The sequence below is a fragment of the Sporolactobacillus sp. CQH2019 genome (genome assembly GCF_028765345.1).
In the GTDB taxonomy this organism is placed as follows: Bacteria; Bacillota; Bacilli; order Bacillales; family Sporolactobacillaceae; genus Sporolactobacillus.
Genome location: NZ_JARAJZ010000018.1, coordinates 38,230 through 60,775, shown reverse-complemented (window position 1 = coordinate 60,775; position 22,546 = coordinate 38,230). Strand labels below are relative to the sequence as shown.

Sequence of the window (22,546 nt, the reverse complement as noted above, 5' to 3'; positions counted from 1 at the left end):
AGTGGAAGCGCGGCGACGCGTGGAGCGGACAGATACTAATCGGCCGAGGGCTTAACCCGAAGCGAATGAATCGAAGACAAGCAGCTGACGCATCCGGTTTTGAAGGAGCCGCCCGGGGAACCGGGCATGTCTGGCGGTCAGAGCGAAGAGGATCCACCCGTTCCCATCCCGAACACGGTCGTTAAGCTCTTCGGCGCCGATGGTAGTGGGGGGCTGACCCCCCGTGAGAGTAGGTCGCTGCCAGGCAATATGGAACAAGCAGAAAGAGAGAGGCACTTCTCGGTTAGTGAGAAGCACCTCTCTTTTTTGTATGGGCATACCAGGGATGAGTGCTGTTATTTGTATTCTGAGTGCTGCTAATTTATATTCCAAAGGATTTTGCCGTACATTTTCCTTTTGTTTACATGCTTTATATTTTTACAAATATCCCTTTAGCTCATTGTCTTGCTGCGCCGTCAATTAATGATTGACTCTTCCTGAAACCATCTATCTCTTGAAAGACGGAGAGCATTTTCGCGATTAATAAACTTCTGCAACAGTCAATAAACTTCCTGTCGCGATTGATAAAACGGGTGCACTGCTGAAGACTGATGAAGCGACGGCGACGGCCGATAGGACCCCGAAACCGGCCGGTAGACCTCCGAATTTGGCCGGTAGACCTCTGAATTTGGCCGGTAGACCTCCGAATTTGGCCGGTAGACCTCTGAATTTGGTCGATAAACCCCTTGTCATGATTGATTAAATTAATCGGGTACAGCTTGCTGTTCTGATTATTCCCACTTATTGATCTGAGTTCGTTTACTGTCAGTTCTTTGGCTGTTACTGTCGATTTTTCGTGCTTAACTGCTGATATTTTGCGTTTTACTGATGATCAGCGGCGACCTAATGATAATATGCCCTTACTTCCCGACCATTTTCGCCACGATTTACAGGGCTATGCAACCGGCCGAAGAAAAGGATCGGGCGATTCCGCCGGTAACGTCTGCCCGTGCAGGATATCCTCTTTTTCAGCGGAATAAATCGCCGTCCACAGGAATATTCAAAAGAGTAGACTGCCGCTCGTGTAAAACGAGCGTTTTTCAGAGAAATTGACGGCACTTTCACGCAGCCCGGCTGGATACATGAGTTGAGGGGGATACACATATTTTTTTATATGTAACAGGTTCTCGGTGCCGGGCAAGGGCAGTGTTCAGATGAAGCGGCTGGCATCTGTTGGTTTTCAGGTATACAGAGCCTTGATCTTACAGACGGGTTCCGGCAAAGAAATTGTTGTATGATTATGGTACACTATGTTTGTATGAATGTTGGAAACGGAAGATAGCTTGCTTTTATTTTCACGATTGTTTCGATAAGACGGCATGATCCGCAGATCGTGAAAAAATCGGTGGATGGCAGGCCCCTTTCCCAGGCTAATCAAGAGGAAGAGCAGCGGATCTGCTCGGACAGGATTGCTGAGGGGATTGTATGCCGGCGAGCCGTTCTTTGCGGCAGATGGAAAAGCTGTATCGGTTCCGGATGGATAGGGCTGTATGGCGATACTTTCTCTGACCGGCGCCTGCCGTTTTCCGGAAGATCGATTCCTATTTATCAGGAAGATTGTATGAGAAAGGGTTTGATCCTGCTGCAATATCGGATAGATCTTCGTCGTTATCCAAATAGACCATATGTCCGGTTCTGAGAGCGGCCCGGGAGTATTTCTCAGATCGGGCGGGCTGTACAGGATTCGCCAAATCAGGATATAATCCTTTTAATCAGTGATGAGGGTGATTGCCGTGTGTCAATGGATATGTCATTCCCCCGAAGAAACAATGGCTTTATCTGAAAGAATCGCCGGATATTTACAGTCCGGAGATGTGCTGACGCTTTCCGGGGATCTCGGGGCCGGAAAGACCGTTTTCACCAAAGGGCTGGCCAAGGGACTGGGAATCAGTGAAAGGGTCAGCAGCCCGACTTTTACTATTGTGAAGGAATACATGGGCGGACGTGTGCCCCTTTATCATATGGATGTATACCGGATCAATGACGATGAGGATATCGGCCTGGAAGATTACTTTGACAGGGAAGGGGTCACAGTCATCGAATGGGCGGAAAATATACAGTCCTGGCTTCCGAAGGATTATTTATCGATAGCCATCAAGCGGATTGACGACCATAACAGAAAGCTCACGCTCATGGCACACGGCCGAAGAGCTGAGAGTTTATACAGGGAGATTTCAGAGAATGAATGTACTTGCGATTGATTCGTCCAATTTGGTCATGGGAGTTGCGGTCATATCGGGCGGCAAGGTGCTCGGCGAACGAATGACCAACAGCCGGAAAAATCATTCGGAACGCCTGATGCCCGCTGTTGCGGAGCTGCTCGATGATGCGGGCATGAGCCCCGGGGATCTTGATCGGATTGCGGTCGCCCAGGGACCGGGATCCTATACGGGACTGAGAATAGGTGTGACAATTGCGAAGACGCTGGCCTGGACTTTAAAAAAAGAACTGGTCGGTGTGTCAAGCCTGGAGATTGTGGCGCAGAACGGGCGGTACTTTGACGGGTACATCGCGCCGTTTTTTGATGCGCGGCGGGGCCAGGTTTTCGCAGGTCTCTACAAAAACCAAAAAGGCAAAACCGTTCCGGTGCAGCCGGACCGTCTGGTAATGATTAAAGACTGGATTGAAGAATTAAAAGAGCTGAAAGAGCCGCTGCTTTTTTTAAGCAATGATCTGGAGAAGTGGAATGACTGTCTGATCAAGGTGCCTGCGGCCGTTTTCGGCGATAAGCCGCAAAATATACCGCGTGCGTCCGAACTCGCGCGGCTCGGTGAGGAAAAACAGCCGGTTCCGGACATTCATCACTTTCTGCCCTCCTATCTTCGTTTGGCGGAGGCTGAGACAAAGTGGCTGGCCCGCCGGCAGGAGAGATGAATATGAAAGAGTTAGAGGCGTTAAATATCCGGGAGATGACATATGGCGATATTGACCAGGTCATGATCGTGGAACACAGTGCTTTTGATGTCCCCTGGTCGCGCCAGGCGTTTGAAAATGAACTGCTCAGCAACCAGTTTGCCACTTATTTTGTTGCCGAATATGGCGGGAAAATCATCGGCTACTGCGGCGTGTGGGTGATCGTTGATGAAGCGCATATTACAAACATTGCCGTACTGAGCGGCTACCGGGGATTCAAAATCGGCGAAACGCTGCTCCGCAAAGTGATGCTTCATGCGAAAGTGAAACATGCGAGAACGATCAGTCTGGAAGTCCGCGTGACCAACGATATTGCTAAAAATCTGTATCGCAAACTCGGATTCAGCGGCGGCGGCATTCGGAAAAACTATTATTCCAATAATGGCGAAGATGCACTAATCATGTGGGTGAAAATATGAATCTGAATATAAACCGGAAAACGATAATATTGGGAATTGAGACAAGCTGTGACGAGACGGCGGCGGCGGTAGTCGAAAACGGAACAAGAATTCTTGCCAATGCCGTAGCTTCGCAGATAGATATTCACAGACGTTTTGGAGGTGTTGTTCCGGAAGTCGCTTCACGCCATCACGTCGATCAGATTACGATCGTCTGTGAGGCGGCGATGGAAGAGTCGGGTATTTCCTGGAACGATCTGGATGCCATAGCGGTCACTCAGGGACCGGGACTGATCGGGGCGCTCCTTGTCGGCGTAAACGCAGCCAAAGCGCTCGCTTTTGCACACCGCATTCCGCTCGTTCCCGTGCATCATATCACGGGGCACATTTATGCCAACCGCTTTGTTCATGAACTTCAGTTTCCGCTGATCGCCCTGGTTGTTTCGGGAGGCCACACCGAACTGGTTCTCATGCCGGAGCATGGTTCTTATCGGGTGATTGGTACGACGAGGGACGACGCTGCCGGAGAAGCGTTTGATAAGGTAGCGCGGACGCTCGGTCTTCCTTATCCCGGAGGGCCGGAGATCGACCGTCTGGCAGGGCAGGGGAGCGCGTCCATTGACTTTCCGAGAGCATGGCTTGAACAGGGTTCGCTCGACTTCAGCTTCAGCGGTCTGAAGTCGGCGGTCATCAACTATATTCACAACGAGAAACAGCGGGGCCGGGAGATCAGCAAAGCCGATGTCGCCGCCAGTTTTCAGGCCAGCGTTGCCGAAGTGCTTGTGAAGAAAACGATGATGGCCGCAGGCAGGTATGAAGTTCGGCAGCTGCTGGTCGCCGGCGGCGTTTCGGCTAACAGTCAGGTCAGAAAAGAAATGGCCGGGGCGGCTGAAACACGCGGTATCCCGCTTGTGATCCCGCCGCTCGGGCTGTGCACGGATAATGCGGCGATGATTGCGGCTGCAGGAACGATCGGTTTTCTGAAGGGCATGCGGGCGGATTTGTCGCTGAACGGCAGCCCGAATCTGGCAATCGAAGACTTCTGAGAAATTGATGGGGATTCATTCAGGAAAACGCTGATAAAAAGAATTCTCGGATGCACAAACCGGAGTGAAATTTTATCAAAATATTTCACTCCGGTTCTTTTTGTACCGGGCTGTTCCATTCACCTGGCCCGGCCTGTGTACGACACGATCCGTTCATCCGATTCCGCTTTTATTCGGGAATCTCATCCAATGAAAGCTGAGCCTTTTCCCACTCTTCCATTTGTCTGCCGAGTGTTTCCTTATCTTTCTCGATTTGCTCCTGAACGTCCCGAGCCTTTTGTGTATCATTGAAAACTTCAGGCATAAGCAGGGACTGTTCATTTTTATCGATGACCGCTTCAAGACGGCTGATCTCGGTTTCGAGCTGCTCAATTGAGCGGATAAGCTGCCGCCTCTTTTTTTTCTGTTCTTTATCCTTTAAAAAGTGCTGCTTTCCGGCGTCGGGTTCCTCGGCCTGTTTCCGGACGGGGGCAGATTGCGCATCCAGCTCGGCGATTTGCAGATTTTCCGCTTTCTTGTTGATATAATAATCATAATCGCCCAGATATTCCGTGATGCCGTCTCTTGAGAGTTCGAAGACGCGGGTAGCGATATTGTTGATAAAATAGCGGTCGTGGGAAACGAATAAGATGGTGCCTGAATAATCTGCCAGTGCCGCCTCCAGCACTTCCTTGCTGTCAAGGTCAAGATGATTGGTCGGTTCGTCGAGAATCAGCAGATTGTCGTGCCGCATCATCAGCTTAGCCAGCATTAACTGCGCTTTTTCACCGCCGCTGAGCTGAGAAACAAGCTTGGAGACGTCGTCGCCGGAAAAAAGAAATCCTCCAAGCACATTGCGGATCTCGTTCTCCGGCTCCTGCGGATAGTCGTCCCACAGTTCATTGAGCACCGTTTTTCCCGATGTCAGTCTCGTCTGTTCCTGGTCATAGTAACCAATGGTGACGTGGCTCCCGAGCCTGATTTCGCCGGCCAGCTTCGTCGACCCGCCGGCTATCGATTTCAGCAAGGTCGATTTGCCGATGCCGTTCGGTCCGACCAGCGCCACCCGTTCGCCTCTCGTAATATGAAAGTTCAGTCCGGAAATCATCGCGGCCCCGGAAGAGTAGCCAACCGCTAAATCGACGGCGGTGAGTACATCGCGTCCGCTTTGTTTTTCAATGTCAAAAGAAAAACTGGCCGATTTTTCCTCACCGTACGGTTTTTCCAGAACATCCATTTTTTCCAGCTGTTTGCGTCTGCTCTGCGCCCGTCTGGTTGTAGAGGCGCGTACAATATTTTTCTGTACAAAATCTTCCAGACGGGCGATTTCCTTCTGCTGTTTATCGTAATTTTTTATCGCGGTTTCGTATTCGGCCGCTTTCAGTTCAAGATAGCGGGAATAATTGCCGCTATATTTTCGTGCGGAATGGTTGGCGATTTCATAAACTTTAGTAGCTATCTTGTCGAGAAAATAACGGTCGTGCGAGACGACGAGGATGCTTCCGCTATAACGCTGCAGATATCCTTCGAGCCATGTCAGCGTTTCAATGTCCAGATGGTTGGTCGGTTCGTCAAGAATGAGCAGATCGGGTTTGATCAATAATAATTTACCGAGGGCGAGCTGCGTTTTCTGGCCGCCGGAAAGATTGCCGACAGGCGTTGCATCCGGAAATCCGCCGAAATTCAGGCCGTTCAGCACACTCCGGATTTCGGATTGGTAGGTATAGCCGCCCTTTGATTTATATTCTGCCTGAAGCGCGTCATAGGTCCCGAGCAGCTGGTCGTAGTCCTGGCTGTTTGAGAAGCGTCCGGGGTCGGCCATTTTCTCTTCCATCTTGCGGAGCTTCTTTTCCATGGCGGTCAGCGGACTGAAAACCGTCAGCAGCTCGTCATAGATCCCCTTCTTGGAATTCAGTGTGGCATTCTGCGGCAGGTAGCCGATTGTTCGGTCCTTGGGGATGATCACCTCACCGCTGTCGGCGCTCATCACGCCGGCGATGATTTTCAGAAGTGTCGATTTTCCGGCGCCGTTGCGCCCGACCAGCGCAACGCGTTCTCCAAACTTCACCTCAATCGAGATATTCGATAAAATAAGTTCAGCAGCAAAAGATTTGCTGATCTTATTTGTTTGCAGAAGTATCATTTACGTTCACCTCAAAAAGCCAGGGCACGCTGAAATAATGCGGCACATGCTTTCAATTAGTCAGGTATGGTTCCTCATTCATTATTCATTGTAGCCTAATCCTGTTTTATTCGGCAACTGTGCAGCAGAAAGGCAGGGGCTGTGAAAAAAGTACGGCGATCTAATTCAAACAAATCAATTGCTGAATGATGTATAGTGTAGAAAGGATGTCCCGGCAGGTATCAAACATTAGCGGACGCGCCTCCGGGCATTTCATGGGAGGGTTATGAAACGATGTCAAATCAAAGAGTGCCGCAGGCAACGGCCGAGCGGCTGCCGATCTACTACCGATCTCTGCAGCATCTCGTGTCTATCGGAAAAACACGGATCTCGTCTTCGGAGCTGGGAAAGATCGTGCAGGTAGATTCAACAACGATTCGAAAGGATTTTTCCTATTTCGGGGCGCTGGGGAGAAAGGGATACGGATACAATACTCAGCGCCTGCTTGATTTTTTAGGTAAAACACTTTATCAGGACGAACTGTCCAAGGTGATCTTGATCGGTGTCGGTCACCTCGGGACGGCCCTCCTGAATCATAACTTTAGAAAAAATAATAATACGCAGATTGTAAAAGCCTATGATATCAATCCTTTGAAAATCGGACAGCAGATCGGCGGTACAGTCATTCATTATATGGGGGATCTGGCAACCGATGACAACCATGACATTGCTGCGGCCATATTAACGGTTCCGGCGGATCAGGCGCAGGGTGCGGCTGAACAGGCGATGGCATCGGGAATCCGCGGCTTTTTAAATTTTTCTCCCGTCAGACTTTCTCTTCCTCCGGATGTGTATGTACGGCATGTCGACATGACAGTGGAGCTTCAGGCTTTGATCTATTTTCTGAATCACGGGATAGAGGAAAAACAATCCGAATGATTCCGGCATAAATAAAGTGGTAAAATACAATCGTGATGCTCCGGGGGAACAGACTGCCAAAAATGCCGATCTTTATAAAAAGGCCCTGGAGAAACGATACAGAGGTGGAACGTACGTATGATACAGTTAAAGTCAAAAAAAGAAATTGCCGAAATGAAAAAGTCCGGCCAGCTGCTTGCGCTGACGCACAAGAAAATCAAATCGATGATTAAACCGGGAATAACCACATGGGAAATCGAGGAATTCGTCAATGACTTTCTTGAAAAGCACGGAGCGACTCCGGAGGAGAAGGGGTTTCAAGGTTACCGCTTTGCCACATGCGCTTCGGTCAATGACGAGATCTGCCACGGATTTCCAAATAAAAAGCCGCTGAAAAACGGCGATATCGTGACGATCGACATGGTGGTCAATCTGAACGGCGCGCTGTCTGATTCGGCGTGGAGTTACGGAGTGGGAACCATTTCCGATGAAGCGGAGCATTTGCTGAAGACGACCAAGGAAGCCCTGTATGAGGGGATCAAGCAATCCGTCGTCGGCAACCGGCTGGGCGATATCGGCCACGCCATTCAGGAATATGCCGAGTCCAGAGGGCTGAGCGTTGTACGCGAGTTTGTCGGCCACGGCATCGGGCCGACGATGCATGAAGATCCGCCGGTCGCTCATTACGGCAAACAGGGGCGCGGGCTCCGCCTCAGGGACGGCATGACGATTACGATTGAACCGATGCTCAATATCGGCGACTGGCGTTCAAAAATCGACAGCAACGGCTGGACGGCACGGACAATTGACGGATCGCTTTCTGCTCAGTATGAGCACACGCTGGCGATCACGAAGGACGGTCCGGAAATTCTGACGGCACTGGAAGACGATGCAGGATAATAATGAAAAACGCGGGACCCCGGCGGATCCCGTGTTTTTTTAATGACCTGTCAGCTGGATAAACGACGGCGACGAGAGCGTCAGGCTGATCGCGACAACGGTCGCATTCATCGCGGCATGCATAAACATGTTGACGGCAATCCTCCCCGTTTTCTTGTAGGCATAGCAGAGAAAGAATCCGATGACGAAATAAATGAGAAGATGCTGAAAATCCAAATGTCCGAAGGCAAAGATAAGCGAGCTGATCGATGCAGCAAGAATGAAGCCCATTTTCTTCTTCAGGCTGCCGTAAATGATTTTCCGGAAGACGATTTCTTCCAGCATTGGACCGATGACAGCGACTGCCAGCAAAAACAGCGGCGACATCCGTGCGATTTGGACGACACTCTGGGTGTGTGCCGATTGCGAAGGTTCGCCGAATATGAAAGTATTGATCAGCGATGCCAGAATCTGCAGGGCGAACAGTGCCAAAACGCCGCCGACCGCCCATAGAAGAGATACACCCGCCGGCGCGCGTTCCCCGTTTCGTATGTAACGTTCAGGAAGCAGGAGTATCAGCACGATAATCAATGTCAGAAAAAATATCGCGGTCATGACGACGCCGTAGCCCTGGCCTCTAGGAAAAAATCCGGTCAGCCAGGCGAAACCGGGAATCAAAGGCGACAGAAAACAAATCAGATAAATAATGACAATGGATATGTATCTTTTCGTCAAGCGACGACACCTCGTGTTCTCGAAAATTTTATCAGGGCTTTGAGGGGGGAACCGGCGCGGTTTCCGATCAGAAACAGGATTCTTTTGATGCGCCGCCGCGCTCATACATCCTATTTTAACATAGCGGCGTGTGCCTCTCCTTTTCCATATTACCGAACCTGTTGGTTCATCTCCCCATAATATTCGTCCGTTGGCGGAATATATGCCTTCGGCCGGCATGCCTGTTCCGGGCAGAGCGGGGCTCTTATCTCAAACAGGCCGCTTTCGGAAACAGAGAGAGGATAACGGGCCGAAATCAGGCCGCCGATCCGCGGCCTATTGTGCATCCTGTTTTATAAGTATAAAGTTTCAGCAAGTCATAGGTATAAGCAGGCGGACAAAGATACTGCATCTTCGGCCTGTCCGTCGCCCGGCTGCCCGCGGCATCGCAACTAAGCTTCCGGCTTTGCCTGAAGGCCGGCCGATCGGCAAGTTTTCTTTATGAAAAGCTTGCAAATCAAAATGGAATTGATTATTATATTAAATGGATTAGCACTCGGACGAATAGAGTGCTAACAAAGTACTTTACTTAACATTCAATTTAAGGAGGGTATTTCTTTCATGTTAAAGCCATTGGGTGATCGCATCGTTATCGAACCACAAGAAAAAGAAGAAAAAACTGCAAGTGGTATCGTGCTGCCGGACTCGGCGAAGGAGAAGCCGCAAGAAGGACGGGTTGTTGCTGTCGGTGCAGGCAAAGTTTCTGATGCAGGTGAACGCATTGCACTGGATGTAAAAGAGGGAGAAAAGGTCCTCTTCTCAAAATACGCCGGTACGGAAGTCAAATATGACGGCAAGACCTACCTGGTTGTTCGTCAGGACGACGTTTTGGCAGTCATTGAATAAATCAATCGATTAATATTCAGGAGGGACTATCCACGATGGCAAAAGAAATTAAGTTTAGCGAAGAAGCCCGCCGCTCGATGCTTCGCGGCGTTGACGTTCTGGCAGATGCAGTGAAAGTAACGCTCGGGCCGAAAGGCCGCAACGTTGTATTGGACAAAAAATACGGCTCACCGCTGATTACAAATGACGGTGTGACGATTGCCAAGGAAATTGAGCTTGAAGATAAATTCGAAAACATGGGTGCACGTCTTGTCTCCGAAGTAGCCAGCAAGACAAATGATGTAGCCGGCGACGGAACAACGACCGCTACGGTTCTCGCTCAGGCGATGATCCGCGAAGGCCTGAAAAACGTGACTTCCGGTGCCAATCCGATGGGCATTCGCCGCGGGATTGAAAAAGCGACGGAAGCTGCCGTTGAAGGCCTGAAGAAAATTTCCAAGCCGATCAAAGGCAGGGCATCGATTGCACAGGTTGCCGCCATTTCTTCAGCGGACGAAAAAGTCGGCGAACTGATTGCCGAAGCAATGGAAAAAGTCGGCAACGACGGTGTCGTTACGATTGAAGAATCCAAAGGCTTTGCAACCGAGCTGGATGTGGTTGAAGGTATGCAGTTCGATCGCGGCTATGCGTCGGCTTATATGGTCACCGACCAGGATAAAATGGAAGCTTCTCTTGAAAATCCGTACATTCTGATTACGGATAAAAAGATTTCCAACATTCAGGAAATCCTGCCGATTCTTGAGAAAGTCGTTCAGCAGGGCAAATCAATGCTGATTATTGCCGAAGACGTTGAAGGCGAAGCACTGGCCACTCTCGTTGTCAATAAACTTCGCGGTACGTTCAATGCAGTCGCTGTTAAAGCACCGGGCTTCGGCGACCGCAGAAAGGCTATGCTTGAAGATATCGCAGTCCTGACCGGCGGCCAAGTGATCACGGAAGACCTCGGACTCGACCTCAAATCCACAACGATCGATCAACTCGGCACGGCCGGAAAAGTCATCGTAACAAAAGACAACACGACGATTGTCGAAGGTGCCGGCGATTCCGAGAAGATCGGCGGACGTGTCGGCCAGATCAAGGCACAGCTTGAAGAAACCACTTCTGATTTCGATAAAGAAAAGCTGCAGGAACGTCTGGCAAAGCTGGCCGGCGGCGTAGCCGTTATCAAAGTCGGCGCTGCAACCGAGACAGAACTGAAAGAACGCAAACTGCGCATTGAAGACGCACTGAACTCGACACGCGCTGCCGTTCAGGAAGGTATCGTTGCCGGCGGCGGCACGGCGCTGGCCAATGTGATTAAGGATGTTGCCGCAGTTGATGCAGAGGGCGATGAGAAGACCGGTGTGAACATCGTCATCCGCGCTCTGGAAGAACCGGTTCGCCAGATTGGCGAAAACGCCGGACTCGAAGGCTCTGTCATTGTTGAAAAGCTGAAGGGTCAGAAACCGGGTATCGGCTATGACGCTGCCAAGGACGAATGGGTAGATATGATTGAAGTCGGCATCGTCGACCCGACCAAAGTGACTCGTTACGCACTGCAGAACGCCGCTTCCGTCTCGGCTATGCTCCTGACAACGGAAGCCGTTGTCGCCGATAAGCCGGAAGAACATCCGGAACCGCAAGTACCGGCCGGCGGCGCCGGAATGGGCGGCATGATGTAAAAAATCCTGAATCCCCGGTTCGATCAGGGGCTGCAGGTTATATAGATCCATCCGATGGTTTTTTTACGGGCCATCCATATTAAATGGGCGTTTCTCAAGTGTTCGCCGAACATAAGAGAGACGCTCTTTTTTTCATGGCCAGGCGGCGTGCAGATTACCCTCATTGTCCATGCGGCCAAGGGCGGTCCATGACCCGTTCCAGGCAAAGTATAGTTGAAGTCGCGGCTTCGCATTCTTTTTGGTCAGGAAAGGTCCATAACCTGTTCCGGACCGACACCTGCCTCTGCAGGCAGAGATGTATGTGTGGCCGGAGACCCGCGGGCGTTACCTGTTTTTGAATTTTGGTATGCTTCACGACAGGGCCGATGTGATAGCAAAATCCGTTGAATAAGCCTCGCTTCCTATGCTTTTTATCAGGCCCTAAAAAGAAGTCGGATCATTATAAATTTCATCGATTATTCCGCTCACAATTTATCGAGGCATTCAGCAGGCCGGCTCCGCCAAATATTTTCGGTGGACTATTTATTCCACGGCCCCAAAGTTCCATGTCTTCAGTCCGGCATCGGGATTCGGGCGCCCGACAGTTTCTTCACTGAGATGTGAAATCATTTTATAAGGAATAGAAAAATGGAACGCCGCTTTTTCCATTGACGCGGCATAAATGACAGTTAACCGTTACTGCAGCAGCAGAGAAGATAGATGTTCATTTTTTGTATAGTTCATTTTGATACGATAACTTGGGGGAGTGTTTTATAGTTCCTGTATGGGCAAAATGTTCTGATTTGCTCTGCAGGGCTTTTTTTTATAAAAAACGCAGTACAAGAGTTTTTAACAAACCAAAAAAGGCAGGAGATGGAATCCTGTTTCACATTGACGGACCGATCCGATGGAGAATCCGTTGATGATGATGGTCGGGTAACAGGAAGTGATGCCCGATTTAGGGGAACATCTGCATTTTTAGGGCCAATCTGTGAAAAATCGTACCGATCAAGGTATTTTGAGACTATGATCGGAGTGCATGGTCCGGAATGATCAATACAGCCGGAGAATCATTAGTAAATGATCAAAATCGCCGGTAAATGGTTCGAAATCAATGAGTACGAATAATCGGAATATGAATTGTTTGTTTCCCCATCCGCATCAACCGCGGAACCAACGGTTATCTATCTGCTGTAATGACATTAAACACCCTTCGCCCGTTCTGCTGCCGGCAGATTCAGATAAAGAAGTATTCGATCTAAAGAGAACACTGCTTTCATCAAAAGAGACGTCTCCAAGTCGAAACATCGGCTTATGAGACGCCGCCGGAAGAAAGATCGCCGATATTATATCCGTTTTTTACATGCCGCTAAATGGATCCGCTGCCGGATCCGCTAACTTTATCTCGACGATATCCATCAATGAGATGCAACTGCCCGTCTCGTGCACGTCACGTATCTTCAGCTGCCGCCGAGCTGTATCTAATTTTTCAACGCAGCAAATGCTCTTTTTTATATATCCGTTCTGATAATAGCGAAGCGCAACCCGTTTGCTTCCGGACAGCGCTTCACTGAGTGTCCGATTTAATGTCTCCAGTTCCTGGTCATCCAGAGACGGACGTTTCTTTTTTCCCAGATCCGCCTCGTCCTGCCTGAGCGCCTGAACATGTTCCGGCAGCATCATCCGGCTGGATTCCCAGCGCAGGTTGCTTCCCTTGGTTAATTTATTCATGGCAGCAGTCCTCCGTCCTTTTTTGAAGTGTGCTTGGCTTTCTCAATGGCTTTTTCAATTTCTTCTGCGTCATGGCCGGTGCGCTGTTCCAGATCGCTAACCAGTGTTATTCTTCCTGCCGCCGAATCATTCCGCATGATTTGTGCGATCTTTCTTTCAAAGTCAGTCAGCATAAGATCACCTTTTTTTGTTTTCTATTATACACGAATGTATGTTCTTTTCATACTGCCAGAAACGTCTATTTAACAGGACACATCAAAAAAAATGATGATTTTCAAGGAAAAAGCGTTTCGAAAGATAGGCGAATCACATTTTTTAAAATAAATACGGGGTTTGTAAAGATATTCTTGCTTTTAATATTGAAATAATACAATTCCTAGTTGTATAATATGAATTACCTTCTGTTACAATTGCCATCCTTTTTTAACTCACCTCTCTGTGTTACTGCAGAGAGCCTTTTTGTCTATAAAATGGAGGTGCCGCGCCGATCGGTTCAAAACTGAGCAAGCCCCGGGCCGTTTGCGGCGGGGGGCCTGTTCAATATATTAAAAAATGTGGAACGGATTAACCCTGAGGATTGAACGCTCCGGCGATCTGCTGTGCCGTTTTGCCCATCTGCTGCATCGGCTGCTGAACGAACTGCGGAATTGAGCCCCGATTGTTTCGCAGCCATACATATGTTGCCGCACCGGCTCCGCATGCGGCCAAAAACGGCAAGAAGTTATTTCCCATATTGTTTTCCTGCTGTGCCATGTTTTTTCACCTCCCGAATCGGATTCGCCTTTATTTTGAACGTCCGCATCGAAAATATATCATGTAAAAACAGGAAGTTGCGGAGAATCTGTGGCACGGGGAAATAAAGAATTTCAATTTGTAGAACAAGTTAATTGATTTTTAAGAAAGGCGCAGTATGCTTTAGATGTTCGAAAGCAATGTAACTTCCCCCTGTTTTTATTATTGGGCCCTTTGTTGAGGGGGTCTCTTTTTTTATGCGCGGATTTGCAGCCTGCAGCCTGCGGTCGAAGAAAAAGATTGACAGCGGCGTATGTAATCCGTTATTGTTATTGCAGAAACAGTTGAATAACATGAACGTATTTGGAGGAGCCTGTCAAGACGGGCTCTTTTTATTTTTTTTTGATCATACGGACTTTCGAAGGAGGAAATGAAATGGGGACGGCAGCTTATCTGGCGATTGCGATCTTTATCATTTCCTATGGTGCCATCATTTCTGAAAAAATCAGCAGGACAATTTCAGCAATGATCGGCGGTTCGCTGATGATTTTTTCCGGGGTTATTAGTCAGCATACGGCTCTCGAACATATTGATTTTAATGTAATCGGTCTGCTGATCGGCATGATGATCATCGTTTCGGTTACGGAGGAAACAGGCCTATTCCGGTACGTGGCGATCGGGCTCGGAAAAAGGGTAAAGGGCAGACCGCTTCCCCTGCTCATTATCTTTGCCGCAATGACGGCTGTCGGTTCGGCCTTCCTCGACAATGTAACCACAGTCATGCTGATGGTCCCGGTGACATTCAGTATGAGCCGGCAGCTGAAAATAGATCCGATGCCGTTCCTTATCACAGAAATTCTTATGGCCAATATCGGCGGCACAGCAACGATGATCGGTGATCCGCCCAATATCATGATTGGAAGCGCAGCCGGGAGTATCGACTTTATCGATTTTATCGTGCACCTTGCTCCGATTTCACTATTAGTCGGAACAGCGGTCATGCTGTTTATTTTGATTCTTTACCGAAAAAAGCTCCATACGTCCGATCAGGCCAGAGATCATCTGATGGCCATGGATGAAAAAAATGAAATTACAGATAAAATCACGATGATTAAAGCCGTTTCGATTCTGGCTCTGACTATTTTCGGCTTCTTCATTCACCCGTTGATCCACGCGGAATCTGCGACGGTTGCACTGGCCGGTGCTTTTCTGCTGTTGGTGCTGACAGGGGAAAAGACACTGGAACACGCGCTCAGTTCCGTTGAGTGGCCGACGATATTTTTCTTTCTTGGCCTGTTTGTCCTTGTTGGCGGTCTGATTGAAACGGGCATCATGAATCATCTTGCACAATCGGCGATTGATCTGACTGCCGGTAATCTGACTGCCGCTTCTTTTCTTGTTCTATGGCTGAGCGCCATGGCTTCGGCGTTTATGGACAACATTCCGTTTGTCGCGACGATGATTCCGCTGATAGAGGATATGGGACGGATGGGCATCGGCAGCCTTGATCCGCTGTGGTGGAGTCTTGCGCTTGGTGCCTGTCTTGGAGGAAACGGTTCACTCATTGGGGCCAGCGCCAATCTGATTGTCGCCGGACTCGCGGCAAAAGAGGGACGTTTGATCTCATTTACCCGTTATCTGCTGGTCGGTTTTCCCGTGATGCTTGTTTCAGTAACTATGGCGATGGGTTATATTTATGTCAGATATCTGATGTAGTGGAAGGGAGATCCCGGAATGGATAAACTGATCTATCAGGTCAACGATTCACTGATCGCTTTGACCGAACAAAAAAATGAAGACGATGTTGAATTTCTGATCAAGGCGAAAACGGGCGAGGCGTTAAACCGTCTGCGCGCCGTCAGACAATTCTTCGACAGTGATAAAATCTACACGGATATCCTGTTTTACGCGCGGAAAGGCGGCGAATTTCAGGTCATTGTCCGTAAAAATGTTTATGCGCCCTTTATTACCCACCTGTTTCAGCTTCAGCTGATCCGTTCTGTTTCCTGGAAAAGCATTTCATGAAACGGAAAATCGAATGTAACCGGGCACAGCTGCCGTCTTGAAGAAAATAAATGGCCGGGTTTTAAAAAAATTTTTCTTAGCACTTATCAATAACTGAATCTTGGAAAGGATCTGTTTTGCTTGCCAGTCGGAGCCGTTTTAGCCATTGCCATTTTTGTTCTCGCCTACGGATTCATAATGGCCGAGAAAATTCACCGGACGATCGTCGTCATGCTCGCTGCCGCGCTGCTGCTGTTCCTCGGCGTTCTTAATCAGAATACTGCAATACGCCATATCGATTTCAACACTCTCGGCCTTCTGGTCGGCATGATGATTATTGTTGCAGTGACTGCCCGGACGGGACTGTTCAAGGCCGTTTCCATTTGGGCGGCAAAGAAGGTGAACGGCCGTCCTGTCGCCCTGCTGACGGTGTTTTCGCTGATTACGGCATTCGGTTCGGCCTTTCTTGATAATGTGACGACTGTGCTGCTCGTCGTTCCCGTGACATTCAGCATCGCCAGAGAACTGGAACTCTCGCCGGTTCCGTTTCTGATGTCGGAGATTTTCATGGCCAACATCGGCGGGACGGCGACGATGATCGGCGATCCGCCCAATATCATGATCGGAAGCGCGGTTAAAGATCTGAGCTTTATGGATTTTATCACGAATCTGACGCCGGTCATCCTGATCATCGCGCTTGCCGTGCTTTCTTTTTTGATCTTTTTTTACCGGAAGCAGCTGCACGTGCGCCGGGACGCGGCGGAAAGGCTTGCCGATCTGAATGCCCGCGATGAAATTACGGACCTGCCGCTCCTGATCAAGTCACTGTCCGTTTTGCTGCTGACGATTTTCGGCTTTTTTCTCCATCAGAGACTCGGAGTCGGGACGGCGACGGTTGCGCTGGCCGGTGCTTTTCTTCTCCTCCTGCTGACCGGTGAGCGATACATGGAGCAGGCGCTTTCCGCCGTGGAATGGCCAACGATTTTTTTCTTCACCGGCTTGTTCGTTCTCGTTGCCGGGCTGGTGGAGACGGGCGCGATTGCCCGTTTTGCCGGTTTCGTTTTGGGGCTGACGGGAGGCAGGACAGTGCCGACGACATTTCTGATTCTCTGGATGAGCGCCATTGCCTCTTCCGTTGTCGACAACATTCCGTTTGTAGCGACGATGATTCCTCTGATTCAGGACATGGGACACATGGGTATCGTCAATCTGGAGCCGCTGTGGTGGAGCCTGTCGCTCGGTGCCTGTCTCGGCGGCAACGGGCTTCTGATCGGCGCGAGCGCCAATCTGATCGTCGCCGGAATCTCGGAGAAAGAAGGCTGTCCGATAACGTTTGCCGCTTTTATGAAAGCCGGTCTTCCGGTAATGTTTCTGTCGCTCGCGATCAGCACCGTCTATGTTTATCTGCGCTATTTGGTCTGATGGGTTGATGAACCCTGTATTCATTGTTAAAATAAGAAAAGTGATTCAAATGTTGCGGATGGTAAATAATGCGTCGCGAAAACTGGAAGCCTCCCGGCCTCCGGCTTTTTAAATGGATCGTATCCGATGGACTATTTGCGAAGACCAAGCGGCCGATTAAAATAGATGGGGTGGAGAGCAGGATGGCAGAACCGAATAACTTGATTATCGTCATGGATTTCGGCGGTCAGTACAACCAGCTGATCGCAAGACGCATTCGTGACCTGGGTGTATACAGTGAGCTGTTTCCGCATACGCTGACCGCGGAACAAATTAAGGAAAAGAACCCAAAAGGCATTATCTTTTCAGGCGGACCCAACAGTGTTTATGATCCGGATGCCCCGGACTGCGATCCGGCTATTTTCGATCTGGGCCTGCCGATCCTTGGGATCTGTTACGGCCTTCAATTGATCAGCAAGCACTACGGAGCGGCCGTGGAGCGTGCGGCGCGCAGAGAATACGGGAAAGCCGACATTACCGCAAATACGGACAGCGCCCTGTTCCACGGCCTGCCGGCAACACAGACGGTATGGATGAGCCACGGCGACCTGGTTAAGACGCTTCCTGAAGGTTTTGCCATTGAAGCAAGCAGCGAATCGTGCCCGGTTGCAGCGATGGCAAATCCGGCGAAAAAAGTCTATGCGGTTCAATTCCATCCCGAAGTGCGCCACTCCGTATACGGCAACGAGCTGCTGAGAAATTTTGTTTACTCGGTCTGCGGTGCGGAAAAAAGCTGGTCGATGGAACACTTTATTGATGAGCAAATCGAAAAAATCCGCGAAACGGCCGGCGATCGCAAAGTATTGTGCGCGCTGAGCGGCGGTGTCGATTCTTCAGTTGCGGCAGTGCTTGTCCACAAAGCAATCGGCAAACAGCTGACCTGCATTTTTGTCGACCACGGCCTGCTTCGCAAAGGCGAAGCGGAAGGCGTTATCGATACGTTCAAAAATCATTTTCATATGAATTTTATCCATGTTGATGCCAAAAAGCGCTTTTTGGACAAGCTGGAAGGTGTCAGCGATCCGGAACGCAAGCGCAAAATTATCGGCAATGAATTTATTTATCTTTTCCAGGATGAAGCCAATAAACTTGAGGATATCTCCTTCCTTGTGCAGGGGACGCTTTACACGGATGTTGTGGAAAGCGGTGCGGGCGGTTCGTCGCGGAACATTAAGTCGCACCACAATGTCGGCGGCCTGCCGAAGGATATGAAATTTAAACTGATCGAACCGCTGAATACACTGTTCAAGGACGAAGTGCGCAAGCTCGGCACGGAACTCGGCATTTCCGATGCCATCGTCTGGCGCCAGCCGTTCCCGGGGCCCGGGCTCGGCATCCGCATCCTCGGCGCGATCACGGAGGACAAGCTGAAGATCGTTCGTGAATCCGATGCTATCCTCCGCGAAGAAATCAAAAAAGCCGGACTCGACCGCGACATCTGGCAGTACTTCACTGTGCTGCCGAACATCCAGAGCGTCGGCGTCATGGGTGACGGCCGCACCTACGATCACTGCGTCGCCATCCGCGCTGTCACTTCAATCGACGGCATGACTTCCGACTGGGCACGGATCCCGTGGGAAGTACTGGAAAAAGTTTCGACGCGCATTGTCAACGAAGTCGAGCACGTCAACCGGATTGTCTACGACATCACGTCGAAGCCGCCGGCAACGATCGAGTGGGAATAAAACAAATAGTTCATTTGATTTGCGAATGCTGATAAGACGATGTTTTATGGCATGAGATATCGGTCAATTTAAAGGAATATTAATGTTGTTCCCTACTAAAAACCCTACCAAACACATTTACGTATCGGTAGGGTTTTTAAGCCATTTAAATTACCTTATTAAATTCGCCGCATTTTTCAGGAATGCTCCGTGCCAGTTCAGTTGCCAAATCGGCTTTTTTTAAGTGTGCTCATGCCTTTGAATCGATAGCGGATGTAATCCACTTCATCCTTTGTTAGCCCACTAAGCGCATCGTACAGACTGCATGGGACATTGACGGATTTCCAATGCCGTTTCTCTTTTCTATCCTGCAGCATTTGAGTATAAGCTCAGGCATTTTCCAGAGCATCGATCAGCGCTGATCCCGGTTATTCACCACATCGCTCCCATTTTTTAAAAATCAATTCCAGAGCATCCATGACCTTCATTTTTTTGTTCACTGGGATTCCGACAAGATGAAACATCCTGATTTCGGTATGTACTAGACTGTGTTAGCCAATAGAAAATCACAGTTAGTCATGTTATTGACGCCTGATTTTAGCTGATAGTTGACGGGTTTGTCTGTCCAATCAGTGCTGAATATAATTACTATGGTCATTATATCCGGCACTGATTTCTAAGAAAGAAAAAGGACATCTCTATCATCGTGTAATACCCCTTACACGAGAGACGTCCTCCAAACAAACTATATGGATTACCAGACTAATGCCTTGTTGATAAGCAGCTAACCGGTGTTCTCGGTTAAGAGTATGGGGAAGGTTCTTTGTCCTTGTTGCGGAGGGAAACCTAGAACTAATGGGATCCGGCTCAGCCTCAGCCTGTTAGCAGCAGCTGGCTGGCAGGACAGGAATAAGGCGCCTCGCTTTAATCCAGGCGTTTATCCTTTTTTCTGAACCTATATTAGCTTTCTTGTGGGGGAGAGAGCCGAAGAAACAGTTTGAAAATATATGAAATTTAATTAAGGGCAATCCGGGATTGAGCCATCCTTCTGCCCATCTGGCGTTGCTGTCAATCCGCCGATTTTGTCGGTGGCAGTAGCTGAAAAAAGTTAATTAAGCGAGCGAATTAATTTTTCCTGCTAATTTGATGCAGTTTTGCAGAAACACTGCCTGCATAGCTGGCACCGAATTTATGCAGGTGAACCATCAGGTAATATAGCTGATAAAATGTCAGTCGTTTCTCAAAGCCTTTATCAAACGGATAAGCTGCTGTGTAAGCTCGGTAAAATTCAGAGGTGAAACCGCCGAAGACCGTGGTGACGCCAATATCCAGTTCACGATCGCCGTAGACCGCTGCAGGATCGATTAATACGGGGGAACCATCCGCCAGGAACATATAGTTGCCGCCCCACAGATCGCCATGCAGCAGCTCAGGTTTACTCGTGTGGTGCGCCAGTTCAGAGACAATGAGGTCACGGCTTTTTTCGTACAGCTTGACTTCATGGCTCGTCCATAGCCGTTTCTTTTGCAGTAATGCGGCAAGTACATCCAGACGCCGGTTGACGAACAAATCTGTCCATGAATCCGTCCAGTCATTATTGAATGAAATGCTGGAACCCGAATAGGGATAGTCAAAGCCGAATCGGCCGTTCGGGCTTTTATAGTGGTGAAGATGGGCAACCAGTTTTCCTAAATCCGATTGTTTCCCGGTGCCGTGCTCAAGGTAATTGAGCAACAGATAGGCTCCCTTGTTTGTCTGTCCGCTGGCAATCACCCGCGGAGCCAGAATGCCGGCTTCTTTAAAAGCATTTAACCCGGCAATTTCACCTGCATAGAAACTTTTCGGCTGATTCGGCTGATAAAGAAGAAAATAGTTTTCCTTTCCGGTATCGATCCGGAAAGCCTGATTCACATCTCCTCCGCCAACCTGTGTGATCTGCCGCACATCCTCCAGCGGCAATTGATTGATCCAATCATAGATCATTGCTCTTCCTCCTCGTACAGTGGTAAATCGTTCACTTCAATTATAGAACGTGACGATTCAAAAACAGGCATTCAGGAAAATGCTACTTTATAATGACTCAGATGCGGAATGATGAAGCGATCATTTTAATTCTGGGTACAATTACAGCCAATGCACTATGTAAGCGGCAATAGCCCCCACTGGAAGCCCTGCCGTTTGCAAAATACGCGACACTCTCAGACTGAGCTTATCATTTACACGTGTTATAAAAAAAGTTGCACAAGCTAATACATATCATCTCTCCATTGTACAAATAATCATTAAACAATGCGCTTTTCATTATATAGTGAATGATTCTTAGTCTAAGTTTAATAGTGTTTCCGTTTTGTTTAGTTTTGACAGTTCCACACTTGTCTTCCATAAATTTTTCCTATTTTCCCGGTTATAGGAAAGTTCTGAAGACCTTATTTCCCGCGTACCTTCAAAATATTTGCCTGTGATTTCATTAAATTCGGGATTAATGATCAGCGATGCTAATGCCTTGCCAGATTTATTAGGAGTATTAACATTTGGGCGGAATAAGACAGAGATATAGTTAATATATTTAGTGAAAAATCTCATAAAAAGAGGAAAAGTCCGAGAAAAACCTGTACCTGGCATCTGTCCGGGATCAAAAGCATTTACGGTAATATTTTTATCAGTTTGTTGTTGTATTCTTTCGGCTAACTCGTAAGTACAGTATATATTACATAATTTTGAAGTAGAATATCGACGTTGGCCAACGGTAAGCATATTTTTATTTTGCCCCATTTTCTTAGGATAGGCTAGCAATCTAGCACTCTCATATACGGGCACAGCAACTATTGTCTTATTTGCCGGGTCATGAGTTCCGCTGCTGACAAAAACTATTCTACCTGAATGAGTCATTTTTTCGAGCAGCATATTGGCTAGTAGAAAATGTCCGAGATGATTAACCCCAAAGGTACTTTCAAAGCCGTCTTTGGTATAACGAGTTTTATCGATCATAATCAATCCTGCATTACAAACGAGAGCATACAGTGGTGGAAAACCTGAACTCGAAAATCTGGTTACAAAATCTCTTACAGATTCTAAGGATGAAAGGTCAAGTTCCAAAGAAGTTATGTTGTTATTATTTGTTGCTTTAATGAGTGAATGTACTGCTTTGTTTGCTTTAGCTGCATGACGGCAAGCCAGTATAACATGAATATTCTTGTGGGCTTTAGCCATGTTTCTAGCACAGGCATAACCTAATCCAGAGTTCCCACCGGTTATAATAATCGTTTTTTTACTTGAATTCGTTTCGGCCGGCATAATTACACGTCCCTTCTAAAATTGGAGTTAGTATATTTCACTGTTGACACTGTCAACTTACGCTTATTGTAGTCTCAAACGTTGACGGTGTCAACGTAACGCTGTA

19 protein-coding genes and 1 rRNA gene are annotated in these 22,546 nt (G+C 48.6%); 13 read left to right on the top strand and 7 right to left on the bottom strand.

Features of this window, described 5'->3' with window-relative positions; translation table 11 throughout:
* Window positions 1-129 precede the first annotated feature (129 nt).
* The 5 genes from rrf (at window position 130) to tsaD (ending at window position 4,396) form a co-directional block, all read left to right on the top strand.
* A 5S ribosomal RNA gene (rrf, locus tag OYT88_RS19030) occupies window positions 130-246 on the top strand.
* A gap of 1,520 nt (window positions 247-1,766) precedes the next feature.
* On the top strand, window positions 1,767-2,240 hold the full coding sequence (gene tsaE / locus OYT88_RS19025; protein WP_443029732.1) for a tRNA (adenosine(37)-N6)-threonylcarbamoyltransferase complex ATPase subunit type 1 TsaE: 474 nt from the start codon (window positions 1,767-1,769) through the stop codon (window positions 2,238-2,240).
* Window positions 2,221-2,913, top strand: a complete 693-nt coding sequence (gene tsaB / locus OYT88_RS19020; RefSeq protein WP_274401941.1) for a tRNA (adenosine(37)-N6)-threonylcarbamoyltransferase complex dimerization subunit type 1 TsaB — start codon at window positions 2,221-2,223, stop codon at window positions 2,911-2,913. Before tsaE ends, tsaB begins: the two co-directional genes overlap by 20 nt.
* A gap of 2 nt (window positions 2,914-2,915) precedes the next feature.
* The gene (gene rimI / locus OYT88_RS19015; protein ID WP_274401940.1) at window positions 2,916-3,371 is read left to right on the top strand and encodes a ribosomal protein S18-alanine N-acetyltransferase; all 456 of its coding nucleotides are present in this window, start codon (window positions 2,916-2,918) and stop codon (window positions 3,369-3,371) included.
* An 8-nt stretch (window positions 3,372-3,379) separates the two neighbouring features.
* Window positions 3,380-4,396, top strand: a complete 1,017-nt coding sequence (gene tsaD, locus OYT88_RS19010) for a tRNA (adenosine(37)-N6)-threonylcarbamoyltransferase complex transferase subunit TsaD (protein ID WP_274401945.1) — start codon at window positions 3,380-3,382, stop codon at window positions 4,394-4,396.
* A gap of 169 nt (window positions 4,397-4,565) precedes the next feature.
* On the opposite strand, the gene OYT88_RS19005 is transcribed toward tsaD, so the two are convergent.
* Entirely contained in the window at window positions 4,566-6,518 is a 1,953-nt protein-coding gene (locus OYT88_RS19005; protein ID WP_274401939.1) for an ABC-F family ATP-binding cassette domain-containing protein, read from the bottom strand.
* 273 nt (window positions 6,519-6,791) lie between these two features.
* Here OYT88_RS19005 and OYT88_RS19000 point away from each other — a divergent pair, with 273 nt between their 5' ends.
* Entirely contained in the window at window positions 6,792-7,436 is a 645-nt protein-coding gene (locus OYT88_RS19000) for a redox-sensing transcriptional repressor Rex (protein ID WP_274401938.1), read from the top strand.
* 117 nt (window positions 7,437-7,553) lie between these two features.
* A complete protein-coding gene (map, locus tag OYT88_RS18995; protein ID WP_274401937.1) occupies window positions 7,554-8,315 on the top strand; it encodes a type I methionyl aminopeptidase in 762 nt (253 codons plus the stop codon).
* A 39-nt stretch (window positions 8,316-8,354) separates the two neighbouring features.
* Here map and OYT88_RS18990 read toward each other — a convergent pair whose 3' ends face one another.
* Entirely contained in the window at window positions 8,355-9,029 is a 675-nt protein-coding gene (locus tag OYT88_RS18990; RefSeq protein WP_274401936.1) for a CPBP family intramembrane glutamic endopeptidase, read from the bottom strand.
* A gap of 600 nt (window positions 9,030-9,629) precedes the next feature.
* Here OYT88_RS18990 and groES point away from each other — a divergent pair.
* Window positions 9,630-9,914, top strand: coding sequence for a co-chaperone GroES (groES, locus tag OYT88_RS18985; RefSeq protein WP_274401935.1), 285 nt, complete (start codon window positions 9,630-9,632; stop codon window positions 9,912-9,914).
* A gap of 35 nt (window positions 9,915-9,949) precedes the next feature.
* Window positions 9,950-11,575 (top strand): chaperonin GroEL, encoded by a 1,626-nt coding sequence (gene groL / locus OYT88_RS18980; RefSeq protein ID WP_274401934.1) that lies wholly within the window; start codon window positions 9,950-9,952, stop codon window positions 11,573-11,575.
* Between the two features lie 1,338 nt (window positions 11,576-12,913).
* On the opposite strand, the gene OYT88_RS18975 is transcribed toward groL, so the two are convergent.
* From OYT88_RS18975 to OYT88_RS18965, 3 genes are all read right to left on the bottom strand, one after another.
* Window positions 12,914-13,285 (bottom strand): YolD-like family protein, encoded by a 372-nt coding sequence (locus OYT88_RS18975; protein ID WP_274401933.1) that lies wholly within the window; start codon window positions 13,283-13,285, stop codon window positions 12,914-12,916.
* Complete coding sequence (locus OYT88_RS18970; RefSeq protein WP_274401932.1) at window positions 13,282-13,458, bottom strand: hypothetical protein; 177 nt, start codon at window positions 13,456-13,458, stop codon at window positions 13,282-13,284. Before OYT88_RS18970 ends, OYT88_RS18975 begins: the two co-directional genes overlap by 4 nt.
* 391 nt (window positions 13,459-13,849) lie before the next feature.
* Window positions 13,850-14,038 (bottom strand): hypothetical protein, encoded by a 189-nt coding sequence (locus OYT88_RS18965; RefSeq protein ID WP_274401931.1) that lies wholly within the window; start codon window positions 14,036-14,038, stop codon window positions 13,850-13,852.
* A 414-nt stretch (window positions 14,039-14,452) separates the two neighbouring features.
* Here OYT88_RS18965 and OYT88_RS18960 point away from each other — a divergent pair, with 414 nt between their 5' ends.
* The 4 genes from OYT88_RS18960 to guaA all read left to right on the top strand — a co-directional run bounded on the left by OYT88_RS18960 (window position 14,453) and on the right by guaA (window position 19,167).
* Window positions 14,453-15,733: an ArsB/NhaD family transporter gene (locus tag OYT88_RS18960; RefSeq protein WP_274401930.1), complete on the top strand. Its 1,281-nt coding sequence runs from the start codon at window positions 14,453-14,455 to the stop codon at window positions 15,731-15,733.
* Window positions 15,734-15,751: 18 nt separating this feature from the next.
* Window positions 15,752-16,042 carry a hypothetical protein gene (locus OYT88_RS18955; protein WP_274401929.1) on the top strand — a complete coding sequence of 97 codons (291 nt, stop codon included), beginning with the start codon at window positions 15,752-15,754 and terminating at the stop codon, window positions 16,040-16,042.
* A 120-nt stretch (window positions 16,043-16,162) separates the two neighbouring features.
* Window positions 16,163-17,443, top strand: a complete 1,281-nt coding sequence (locus OYT88_RS18950) for an ArsB/NhaD family transporter (RefSeq protein WP_274401928.1) — start codon at window positions 16,163-16,165, stop codon at window positions 17,441-17,443.
* Between the two features lie 182 nt (window positions 17,444-17,625).
* Entirely contained in the window at window positions 17,626-19,167 is a 1,542-nt protein-coding gene (guaA, locus tag OYT88_RS18945) for a glutamine-hydrolyzing GMP synthase (RefSeq protein WP_274401927.1), read from the top strand.
* A gap of 1,104 nt (window positions 19,168-20,271) precedes the next feature.
* Here guaA and OYT88_RS18940 read toward each other — a convergent pair.
* Window positions 20,272-21,129, bottom strand: a complete 858-nt coding sequence (locus OYT88_RS18940; protein ID WP_274401926.1) for a fructosamine kinase family protein — start codon at window positions 21,127-21,129, stop codon at window positions 20,272-20,274.
* Window positions 21,130-21,465: 336 nt separating this feature from the next.
* On the bottom strand, window positions 21,466-22,440 hold the full coding sequence (locus tag OYT88_RS18935) for an SDR family NAD(P)-dependent oxidoreductase (protein WP_274401925.1): 975 nt from the start codon (window positions 22,438-22,440) through the stop codon (window positions 21,466-21,468).
* Between the last annotated feature and the right edge of the window lie 106 nt (window positions 22,441-22,546).